The organism is Saccharicrinis sp. 156, assembly GCF_050589685.1.
In the GTDB taxonomy this organism is placed as follows: domain Bacteria; phylum Bacteroidota; class Bacteroidia; order Bacteroidales; family Marinilabiliaceae; genus Saccharicrinis.
In genome coordinates, this window is the sequence record NZ_JBNGOS010000040.1 from 1 (window position 1) to 11,829 (window position 11,829).

Consider the following 11,829-nt stretch of genomic DNA (forward strand, 5'->3'; position numbering starts at 1 on the left):
CAGAAATAATTAATTTAATTTTTAATGGCTAAAGTTAACGGCTATGGAAAGTAATCGGGACAAGTGATGCCTCGTTTTAATGCCTTGTTTTATCGTACTTGCAATGCTCATGACGAACCCCCAGTACATAATCCGGGTTTAAGCTAAAGCCATAATTTTTAACTCGTTTATTCCTCGACTGAAATCAAGGGCTAGTTATTAAACTTTAAGAAAACGAATATAACAGGTATATGGAGCAGGCAGTCCGGTTCAAACGGGATTATCCACTAGTTGCAATGCACATGCCTAAGCATTCTTATTGGAACGATATTCGGAAGGGGTAACACTGGTATGCTGTTTAAATATTCTATTCAGACTGGTTTTTGAAGCAAAGCCACATTCTAAACCTAGCGAAAGGACTGTAAATTCGTTCAACTTAGGACTATCTAATTTTTCTTTCAGTGCTTCCACACGAAAAGCATTCATATAGTCACAATAATACTTATCTATTTTTTGCTGAATGATATAAGATATTTCGTTTTGTGGAATACCAATGTTATCGGAGAGTTGACGGATGGTCATTTGCCCTTTCAAGTAAGGCTTCTCCCTTTTAAGATATGCCTCTATCAGGTTAAACTTCCGATCAAGATCCACCACATCAACTTTTACAGGCTCTTCCTCAGCCATTTCATTCGCCTGTTCATCTTTATTTTTTGAAACAGCATCCAGGTCAATGCCCTTCCCTTGATACGGGGAAACAAAAATATAGGCATAGCTATTGCCCATATATAAAAAAATCAGAATAAAAAAGGTAACCATAATATTGATGGCATTGATGGCGCTGCCCAGGAAATTAAATTCCAATCTGTCCAATACCTTATAGGAAGCAGAAAACGAATATATGATAAATATACCGACGGTAATATTATCAATCCAGTTTGATCGTATTTTTTCCAGCCGATCTTCGCCACGGTTATGATGAACCCGGTCATGAACCAGATGCCACCCTGCAAAAAGATAGGCGCCCAATATTCCAAACTTAAGGAAGGTAAGCAGATCGATATATCTATTGCCAGCATGTATACATCCAACACCGTAACAATCCATCACACCGAGTACCTCATTAAAATAGTACTTTAAACCAAACATCAATGCAAAAGGAAGCAAATGAAAAACATGAATTCCCTTCATCCTAAATTGCTTATCGGTAAAGCTTTGCACATAAAAATAATAGAAACCTCCATGCAACACATGAGAATCACATACCAACGAAAACAACAAGGAATAATCCCCTGCCATTCCAAGCGCATTGATAAAAAATGACAATTCCGTTATTGCTAAAAGAAAAATCCAACCCACAAATATCTTTTCCGATAAGGTCTTTTTAGCCTTTGAGATCAGAGAAAATGAAAAGAAAAGTATAAGCGTAAAACAAACTATATAAATATACGACATGAACTAGCACTTCGATCCTGTGCAAATATAGTTTTCTTGAATTAGATACACAGCATACCAAATGATAAAATATTTTAAATATAGTTTTAATTATCAGTTCGTTTACGTCTTTGCCTATCCATTCATTTTAATACAAGTGGCATACACAAAATAAACCATTGTATTTTACGTTTTTATTGCAAACTATTTTAAGCTATTTTTACAGCTTATTACCATTTAGCTACATGAGAAAATCAACATACCAGATAGTATATATTACAATAATCATGTCCGTTCTAGTCATAGGCTGTTCCGGAGGTAAAAAAATCACTCAGGCTCAAAAAGCTTTTGAGATTGGAGAATATACCAAAGCTGCAGAATTGTACAAACGCGCCTATTCCGGTGAAAAAAACAAATACAATAAGGGAGAATACTCCTACTTTATGGGCGAATGCTACCGCATAACAAACAAACCCACCAAAGCGGCCTCTGCCTATTCCAAAGCTGTCAGGTATCAATATCCGGTTAGGGAAGCCCAGCTTTATATGGCCGAGTGTTATCGCAAGGCAGGAAAACTGGAAAAAGCTATTCCCGAATATGAGGCATACCTTGAAAAGGTACCTGCAGATATTCGGGCGCAAAAAGGACTGGCTTCGTGCATGATGATGCAAAAAGAACCCAAAGACAACCGCTATATCGTTGAAAAAATTAAAGACCTAAATAGTAAATTCAGTGATTTTTCACCGGCATATGCGGGTAAATCCTATGATTATGTAATATTTTCCTCCATGCGTACAGAAGCTAAAAAAAGAAAAAAAAACAGGATTACAGGCCAGGGAACATCATCTATTTACTACTCAAAAATTAACAGCAAAGGTGAATGGACCGATCCGGAAGCCTTTGAAGAACCGATCAACAACCCCGCCTATGACGACGGTGCCCCCAATGTTAGTCCGGATGGGAAAACATTATACTATACTCGCTGCCGGTTTGACAATGAGCAACCCATAGGTGCCGAGATAGTCTATTGTACCCGCAGTGGCGGAAAATGGGCAGAACCAGAGGTCATTGTAATCGGCGAAGACAGTATGGTGGTTGCCCATCCGGCGATAGATCCGGCAGGTGAAACATTATATTTTGCGAGCGACAGGGAAGGTGGCTATGGAGGCAAGGATATTTGGAGAACACACAAGACAAAGGACGGTGCATGGGGAGAACCTGAGAATCTGGGTTCGGCCATTAACACCAAAGGAGACGAGATGTTCCCTTATGTTAGGGAAGATGGAATTTTATATTTTAGCTCCGACACACACATAGGTTTTGGCGGCCAGGACATTTTCAAAGCTGTTCCTGATGAAGAAAAAGAATGGATCGTAAGCAATATGGGAAGTCCGGTAAATAGTAACTCCGACGATTTCGGAATTGTTTTTAAGGGTAAACTAGAAGAAGGTATTTTTTCTTCATCACGAGGTAGTTCAAAAGGAATTGATAACCTGTATAGCTTTGTTTTACCCAAACTGCATTTTACGCTTAACGGAACCATAACCAATGTCAATCAGGAAATTGTTGCAGGGGCCTATTTAAGACTGATTGGTAGTGATGGTACTACGATGAAAATCAATACACCTTCGGATGGCACCTTTAAGGTCAAGCTAAAACCAGACACTGACTATGTATTTTTAGTGGCTGCAGAAGGATACCTGAATCAAAAAGTTAAATTCTCTACGGCTGGAGAGATGGACGACAAAGACTTTGCTTTTGATGTCACCCTGGAAAAGCCCACCATTAAAGTGACGGAATAAAGGTTAAGATCGTGCATAATGTTGAAAGCCTGGAATTACCTTTTTAACCAAAACCTCGATTACTTTGCTGGGCTTAGCTACATTGTTATAATATTTTCTTGCTCTATTCTTTAAATCATTTCTATACGCTGCATCTTCAATTAACAGTTTTACATCCGATTCTATATTATCAACAGTACTGACTTCATGAATAGGCAAGGCAGCATCATTGTCAAGTGGAATATAATTGGACAATTTTGTGGAAACAATGGCTTTCCCCATTGCAAAATATTCCGCTAATTTCCAGCCGTGACAATCATGAACAGCAGGCGTATTAAAAACTAAAATTGATTTTTTGGTATTACGAACGTATGTTTGCACATCCACTTTTGATGTAAACGAAACATCCTTATATGCCTCATATTCCGGATGGTTACTATTTGCAAACAATCCTCCTTCAAATTCAACATCTAATTTTTTACAAACCCTAATAAACTCCCTTCGCAAAGGGTTTGTGGTTTTTATGCAGTTCACATGTGGCCACAATCTCCCAATCATAAATATATATGGTTTCTTATTTAAGATGTCACTATCATTGTTTTCGTAGGCTTTTATGGCAGGCCTTTCATATTGATCCATATAGTCTTCCCAATGCCGGCTAAACTTAATATGCGGGTCTCTTTTACTGATAAAATAGTTTTTCAAACAATGAATTAAACTATCCTTCTTGTTCCAGATTTTAATCCCAAACCCAGGTGGAATTGGCACTAATTTATCCTTTTTAAAAACGGATTCTTTTGATACATTTATTTTGGCATAAGCGTCGCACCAATGGTAAGCGTACTCATCTATTAAAGTTTTATCCCAAAAGTCTACAATAAACTTATATTCTGTTCCACCCCATGCAATTACAAAAGCCATGAAATGATCAAACAACTCGTTATCTTTCCTTTTTTTCAATCCTATAAATGGTTTACTCGAGAATGTAACATGCTTTTTTCCAAAACAATCGTATAGACCTTTAATGTAATATGAAGAATAAAGAATTTTTGAACTGGGATCAATATAGACTTTGTATTGTTGAATCATAATTGGAATATTTGGTTATAAAATTATTGCTTATTTACCTTTAACAAAGTCATTGCCAGTCGAATGACATGATGAGGAATTTGTTTTTGGGTTGCTTCATAAACCTCTTGTAAGCTAGCATTGGGAAGATGCTTTAAGGTTTTCTCAACTTCTACCAATTCGTAAGGCATTACGTATTGCGCAATATCAACCGGTTCTCCTTTTTCGTATAAGATGGCTAAATGAGAATATACAGTGATAACATTATTCCCTGTTTGAGCAGCAATCATTTCAGGGGAAAGGCCTTGCTGATATAATTCAAATGATTTGAGATATGCTGGTTTTGGTTTATTGCCTGTATCCTTTAAATAACCTTTAATTTCATCTACGAATACCTGCCCATACCTGTCCCATTTGGTATTTCCAACTCCCGAAATTTCTTTCATTTCCCACTCATTGGTTGGCCTGTTTTCCACCATCTCAGCCAAAGTAGCATCTGAAAATAAAATATACGGAGGAACACCCTGCTCCACAGCCATCTTTCGTCTTAACTGTCGCAACCGTTCAAATAATCCTTTTTCCTGATTAAATGATTTTGATGGAGCAACTCGCTTAACTGTCTCCGCAGGTTTTGCCCTTTTAATTTTCTCATCCAACTTATGCAACATGATGCTTGCTCCCTCAAAAAGTACCTGCTTACTCAAGGGAGTCAGTGTAAGAATACTACCCAATTGGTATTCTACTTTTATATATCCTAGACTTATCAACTGATTAACAACCCGATTCCAATCATCCTCTGAAGTATCAGCTCCGGCACCAAAGGTTTTAATAGCATCGAATTTTCCGGCAACAATATCTGGTGTTCTGTTTCCCGTCATAACCTGAGCCAACAATTCTTTGGGAATTTTCCCCTGTAGACGGGCCACTGCCGACAAAGCCTTTTGGGCCAATATAGTACCATTAAACAAGATGGGATTACCCTTACAATTATCACATTCCCCGCAGTTTTCTGTGGTCCATTCTCCAAAATAATTGAGTAATAGCTTTCTTCTGCAATGGTTGGATTCCGCAAAATGCAACATCCTATCCAATCGGGCATTTAATACTACTTTACGTTCCGATTCATCATTGAAGCCTGAAAGAATTTTATAATCCTGTATGCCATAAAACAGCAAAGCATGAGCTGGCATACCATCACGCCCGCTTCGACCAATTTCCTGGTAATAACCTTCAATATTCTTGGGCAGATTATGATGAATCACCCAACGCACATTCGATTTATCAATACCCATTCCAAAGGCTATGGTTGCACAAACTACCTTGATCCTGTCATTAATAAAATCATTTTGTACTCTGTTTCTGACCGAAGCCTCCATCCCGGCATGGTAAAAACCTGAAGCTATGCCATTTTTCCGCAAAAACCGGGACAAATCCTCAGTATTTTTCTTACTCAAACAATACACTATGCCTGATTCATCTTCTCGACCTTGAACAAAATCTAAAATCACTTCCTTACGTTTATAAGCAGGTCGCGCTTCAATAAAAATATTAGGTCGACTAAACGAATCTTTGAATACCTTCGGGTTATTAAGCTTTAGCTGTATTGCTATGTCACTCTGTATCAACGGATCAGCTGTGGCTGTCAGGGCCATTATCGGCACATCCTTAAATTGCTTTTTTAAATATCCCAGCTTTTTATAATCCGGTCTAAAATCGTGTCCCCACGACGAAATACAATGCGCTTCATCAATCGCTATCAGATTGATATCTATTTGCAGCATCGTATAATAAAAACGCTCCGAATTCATTTTTTCCGGAGAAACATAGAGCAGTTTAATTTTTCCTTCCTGCAGCTTATTAATGATTCCTGATTGCTCCTCCTCCGACAATGAACTATTTAAGAATTCTGCACCAACCCCATTCACTTTTAAGGCTTCAACCTGGTCTTTCATTAACGCGATAAGTGGAGACACAACTATGGTTACACCGGGTAATGTAAGTGCCGGTATTTGAAAACATATTGACTTACCTCCGCCGGTGGGCATCAAAACCAAACAGTCCTTTTTATTTAGAGCCGCCTCAATTACCTTTTGCTGCATGGGCCGAAAACTACCGTAACCAAAAACACTTTTAAGTATTTCTTTTGCTTGTTCTATTGCCATTGCACAAAAGTATTCAATTTTAATAACCTTTTTTCAAAAAGTTGTAACCGATAATTTAAAGTGGTAGTCTAAAATAATAGAAACAAAAAAGCAACTCAATATTACATATATCATGGAAGGAATATTAGTACCCATCGTGTTATTCATTTGTATTTTTACAATGATAATAATGACTTCTTATTACAAGAACAGAAGAATAGAGAGAACCTCGCTTATTGCGGCAGGAAAAGAAGCATCGATATTTAATGAGGGAGATAAAAAACCTTTGATAAGTCAAGCTTTAAAATTTGGAATATTATTTATAGGTGTTGGACTGGGATTATTGGTTGGAGACTATCTGGCCCACAACACCAATATGGAAGAAGCGGTAGCTTATCTGTCTCCGGTATTTATCCTGGGCGGAATTAGCTTATTGGCCTATTACTTATTGCAAAATAAGCTTGACGAGAAAAACAAAAAGGAAAAGAAGATATTGTAAACCCGAAAAACGTCCTTTTACAATAACAATTTCGGGGTAATAATACCATTTAAGATGGTGAAATCTAAGGATAGCATCTTTATATATAGTGCACTTATAAAGATGCCATCCTTAGTTTTTTTTTAATTTTTGAATCGGAACAATTTCAACATCTTATCGAAGATGGCCGTGTTTTCGTAGATACCCATAAATTCCCGTGCCCCCGGACCAAACGCAAAAACCGGAACCATTACCCCAGTATGACCTCCAGTAGCAAAACCTGCCTTAACAAAACCTTTTGCAATATCGCTGTCCAACAAAGCAATGCCCCCGGTTTCGTGATCAGCGGTTACAATCACCAGTGTCTCCCTGTCCTTCACGGCAAATTCAAGCACATCTCCAATCATCTTGTCAAAATCCAGCATTTCGCCCACCACATACGAAGTGTTGTTCTGATGTCCACCCCAATCAATCTGAGAGCCTTCCACCATCAAAAAGAAACCATCTTTATCCTGCGACAAAATCTCCAATGATTTATCCGTTGCCTCCTGCAGCATTGCCCCTCTTTGCGAGAACTTTTCGTTGTGTTCCGGTGCGGTAAGTACCGCTAATTTGCCGGACTTTGTTGATTTGGCATCCTTCAAATTATTAAATACCTTGTACCCATTGCCTTTCAATTCATTAGTTAAATCCCTGCCATCTTTACGCTCTTTAAAAAATGTTTCGCCACCTCCAATAAACACATCAATATCGGTTTTAAGGAAATCTGCAGCAATCTCTTCGTACATATTCCGTTGCGGCTGATGGGCAATAAAAGATGCCGGTGTAGCATGTGTGATCGCTGAAGTGGAAACCAACCCTGTTGCTTTATCATTCTTTTCCGCAATTTCCAAAATAGTTTCCAGTGGTTTTTTATCTGGGTCAACACCAATGGCACCATTATATGTTTTTTTTCCGCATGACAAAGCCGTACCACCTGCGGCAGAATCGGTAATATAATGGGATGAGCTTTGTGTTTTTGCAAAACCTATGGCTTTCATATTTTGCAAATGAAGCTTACCCTTGTTGGCGGTAATACCGGAAAAAACCTGCGATACCCCCATCCCATCTCCTATTAACAGGATGATATTTCTGGGGTGTTTTTTAAACTTCAATTGGTCCTCCGAATAAATCTTAACCTCATAAAAGCCCTCATTCTGATACGTATATTTTGAATCCTTCTCCTTATAATTCTCTTGCGCATATACGTTAGCCAAAGGCAATAAGCATATCAATGCGAGAACTCTAAATGCTATATTTTTCATTACTTTTGATAAGTTATTTGTTTGTTTTTATATAATATTATTAATCCCTGGCAAGTTAATAAAACTTTTCCTCATCAATAACCCACCAGATTACACTTGGTTCATCTGATTAATGACTCTTCACCTAAATTTGAATTAAACGTTAAATTATGGAAAAGCCATTCAAACCTTTTTTTCAAAACAATTAGGAATACCCGATGACTAAATAACATTGTTTAACCAATGTTAACAGAAAACATCGAATTATATCGCACATTATTCCACATATTTGCAACAGGGATTTTTCATAAAACTTGGATTTAGTTAGCTGAATTAAGGGTAAAGGACAGATTTTTCAATCTGTCCTTTTTTTATACCCTATTTCATAGGGGTCTCATCCACTGAAAACCACCTTTTAAAAATATTCGACAATATTATAGCATATCCTATTACGCTTCCCCACAAAGCTCCCAAAAAAACATCAACGGGACTATGAACACCGAGAATGACCCTCGAACTCGCTATAGTTACAGCCCAAAAAAACAATAATATAATCCACCACTTATATTTGGTGGTCAAACGAATTATAAGCAAATATCCTAACAAAGTTGCTAACAGAAAAGCGGATACCGAATGACCTGAAGGAAAAGAATAACCAGCCTCTTTAATCCATACTTTTAGGGTATTGTTATTTACTTTTTTCCCGTCAATTTCAATCTCCGTTATATTATTTTCCGATAAGTACCTGTTTAAATATTCCCTTCTTCTACTTTTATTTTCTTGTGCATAGAAAAATTCAGCATTTAGTCCTATTTCTCTTTCAAGCAATAAAATGCTTGGTCGATATATTTTCAACTGTTCTTTTAATAAAAACTCATTCACCAATGCAGTCCCTCCTACAACAAACGATAAAAGCAGAAACCATCGAACAACTTTTAATAATTTGTTATTTAACTCTTTATTCCAAACAAGTACAATAGAGAACATAAGCAGCAAAAGTGAAATCCCAATAATTCCGCCTGTATTGGTTATAAATATCCAAAAAAAGACCCAACTATTCTGAAAAACGGCAATATCCTCTATTGGCAATATAAATGTTGTTGCAACCAGAATTAGGGAACATGTTGAACATGCAAATACCCACCTTAGGGTTTTTCTATTATTAAAACGCATCAGTTTTGTACTTTTGACCACAAAAGTAATGGAATCGGCCAATTAATTATCAATTACTATTGACAGTTACGTTTTTTATGCCGTAATTGAATTATAACTTCCTTGTACGATCAAACAGGAACATTTACATATCATTTAAATCAATTACAAAAAAACAGAAACGACAGACTTGCAGCATTTATATTTAATTAAAAGTAAGTATCAAGAGTGCTATAATTCTATGAACTAGAATTTTGATAATAAATAATCTTTATCCAAGGCAAGTTACCCGGACATAGCCTGTCCCGCTATGTTGGAAGCCTAAGCTACAACAAAAAAAGCGTAAAGCAGGAGCAAGGAAAATAGGGTGAAAATTAATTTGGGAAATAATCAAGCTTCACACTAGTTTCATAAATAGCGTTAAATATATTATATTGTACGCGGTACATTAAACCTATACAATAATTTTTTGCAATGGCAGAACTAAAAGAAAAAATTGAGCTTGAATTTATTATTAGAACTTCACCTTCCATCTTGTTCAACCGATTGTCGACACCAAGTGGCCTTTCGGAATGGTTTGCGGATGACGTAAATGTAAAAGGAGAAAAATATACTTTTATCTGGGATCAATCTGAACAAGAAGCCAAATTAATTTCTAAGAAGGATAACAAGTACATTAGGTTTCACTGGTTGGATGACGAAGAGGAAGACACCTATTTTGAATTCAGCATCAATGTGGATGAATTGACCGGGGAAACGGCTCTTGTGGTAACCGATTTCATCGAGAATGACGAAAAGGAAGATTCTGTTGAGTTATGGAACCAACAGATAGACCAGCTTAAACATGGCTTAGGCTCTGTTTAATTTTTTGGCGTACATTAAAATATTAAATTAACTTTGCATTCTTGGAATTTGCCGGTTCCAAGGATGCATTTTTTTTGGCATTATTCATGCATACCGACAGCAAAAAAAGTAATACAGAAACATGAAGCGACTGCATATATTCATCTTAAAAAGCTATTTGAGCCCACTCGTCATGACCTTTTTTATTTCGCTTTTTATATTGGTGATGCAATTTTTGTGGCGATATGTTGATGATTTGGTAGGCAAAGGATTAGAACTTAACGTGCTTGCAGAACTCATATTCTATGCTTCTCTTCAGGTGGTACCAATGGCCCTGCCGCTTGCCATACTTTTAGCTTCGTTAATGTCGTTTGGGAATTTAGGCGAAAACTATGAGCTAACGGCACTTAAATCGGCAGGCATTTCGTTGCCACGTATAATGGCACCATTAGTCATCTTGACCGTTATTGTATGCTTAGGTGCTTTCAAATTCTCTAACAACGTGTTACCCGTAGCCAACCTAAAGCTATATAGCCTTTTATGGTCGGTCCGGCAAGCTAGCCCGGAGTTTGACATTAAAGAAAAAGTATTTTACAACGGACTTACGGATTTCAGCATTAAAATAGAAAAGAAGTCGAAGACCGATGAGATGCTATACGACATTATGATTTACGACCATAGAAACAAGCTTGCCAAAAACAGCAATGTGACTATTGCAGATTCTGGAATGTTGGAGTTTTCAAGCGATAAGAAATCGTTAAAACTGACACTTTGGGACGGCGTAACGTATGATGAAAAGGCAGACCGCCAAAAAAGAAGCATCCGAAAAAAGGACCGGCAACAGTTCAGAGTGGACTATTTTAAAAAGCAAGTAGCCCTTATTCCGATGCAAGGGATGGACTTTAACCGTTACGACGAAGGTCTTTTTAAAAACCACAACAGGATGAAAAACCTTAAACAATTGGCCAACGACTCCGATACGCTGCAACAAGAAAGGGATAGTATTATTGAAAAGTTAAAACCTCGCGTACAAAGTAATTACTTTAGCCAAAACAAATCGATGAACCGGAAAGCAAGGCAAGCCATTGAAGAAAAAGCTAAAATGGATTCAACGTTGATGGAAACATTTAGGGAAAGAAAAATAGACGAGTTTGCGATTGCGAATATAGACAGTGTATTTGAGAGCTTTGACGCACAGAAGAAGGTGATGACACTTGAAAATGCGCTAAGGCGGGCCCGCGACACCAAAGGACAAATAGACGAGCAATTGATCAATATTGATAAAGTAGACTACCACCTGGTTCGTCACAAAATAGAGTGGCACCGAAAGTTTACCCTGTCGTTTGCCTGCTTTATTTTCTTTTTTATCGGTGCCCCGTTGGGTGCTATCATTCGCAAAGGCGGACTCGGAATGCCGGTAGTGATCTCCGTGGTGTTTTTTATTATTTATTACATCATCGACACTTTCGGTTTAAAAGTAAGCAAAGAAGAAGTATGGCCGCCACATATGGGAATGTGGTTATCATCGGTTGTTTTGTTTCCTATTGGTGTTTTCCTAACCTACAAAGCAGCCTCGGATTCAGCTATTTTAAACGCAGATGCTTACACTATCTTTTTCCAAAAGTTGTTTTCACGTTTCAAAAAGAAGAAGGCCGGAATCAACTAAGACG

General features: G+C 37.5%; 9 protein-coding genes. 4 read left to right on the forward strand and 5 right to left on the reverse strand.

Features of this window, described 5'->3' with window-relative positions:
• Positions 1-285: 285 nt before the first annotated feature.
• A complete protein-coding gene (locus ACRD64_RS20560) occupies positions 286-1,434 on the reverse strand; it encodes a helix-turn-helix domain-containing protein (protein WP_430935578.1) in 1,149 nt (382 codons plus the stop codon).
• A 266-nt stretch (positions 1,435-1,700) separates the two neighbouring features.
• On the opposite strand from ACRD64_RS20560, the gene ACRD64_RS20565 reads away from it, so the two are divergent.
• The gene (locus ACRD64_RS20565; RefSeq protein WP_430935580.1) at positions 1,701-3,215 is read left to right on the forward strand and encodes a tetratricopeptide repeat protein; all 1,515 of its coding nucleotides are present in this window, start codon (positions 1,701-1,703) and stop codon (positions 3,213-3,215) included.
• A gap of 3 nt (positions 3,216-3,218) precedes the next feature.
• On the opposite strand, the gene ACRD64_RS20570 is transcribed toward ACRD64_RS20565, so the two are convergent.
• Together ACRD64_RS20570 and recQ are read right to left on the reverse strand one after the other, a co-directional pair.
• Complete coding sequence (locus tag ACRD64_RS20570) at positions 3,219-4,283, reverse strand: hypothetical protein (protein WP_430935582.1); 1,065 nt, start codon at positions 4,281-4,283, stop codon at positions 3,219-3,221.
• Between the two features lie 23 nt (positions 4,284-4,306).
• A complete protein-coding gene (gene recQ, locus ACRD64_RS20575) occupies positions 4,307-6,424 on the reverse strand; it encodes a DNA helicase RecQ (RefSeq protein ID WP_430935584.1) in 2,118 nt (705 codons plus the stop codon).
• A gap of 112 nt (positions 6,425-6,536) precedes the next feature.
• On the opposite strand from recQ, the gene ACRD64_RS20580 reads away from it, so the two are divergent.
• Positions 6,537-6,902 (forward strand): DUF6249 domain-containing protein, encoded by a 366-nt coding sequence (locus ACRD64_RS20580; RefSeq protein ID WP_430935586.1) that lies wholly within the window; start codon positions 6,537-6,539, stop codon positions 6,900-6,902.
• A 122-nt stretch (positions 6,903-7,024) separates the two neighbouring features.
• Here ACRD64_RS20580 and ACRD64_RS20585 read toward each other — a convergent pair whose 3' ends face one another.
• Together ACRD64_RS20585 and ACRD64_RS20590 are read right to left on the reverse strand one after the other, a co-directional pair.
• Complete coding sequence (locus ACRD64_RS20585; protein WP_430935588.1) at positions 7,025-8,185, reverse strand: alkaline phosphatase; 1,161 nt, start codon at positions 8,183-8,185, stop codon at positions 7,025-7,027.
• 357 nt (positions 8,186-8,542) lie between these two features.
• Entirely contained in the window at positions 8,543-9,337 is a 795-nt protein-coding gene (locus ACRD64_RS20590; RefSeq protein WP_430935590.1) for a phosphatase PAP2 family protein, read from the reverse strand.
• Positions 9,338-9,790: 453 nt separating this feature from the next.
• On the opposite strand from ACRD64_RS20590, the gene ACRD64_RS20595 reads away from it, so the two are divergent.
• Both ACRD64_RS20595 and ACRD64_RS20600 read left to right on the forward strand, forming a co-directional pair.
• Positions 9,791-10,180, forward strand: coding sequence for an START-like domain-containing protein (locus ACRD64_RS20595; protein WP_430935592.1), 390 nt, complete (start codon positions 9,791-9,793; stop codon positions 10,178-10,180).
• Between the two features lie 121 nt (positions 10,181-10,301).
• Entirely contained in the window at positions 10,302-11,825 is a 1,524-nt protein-coding gene (locus ACRD64_RS20600; RefSeq protein ID WP_430935594.1) for an LptF/LptG family permease, read from the forward strand.
• Positions 11,826-11,829 lie beyond the last annotated feature (4 nt).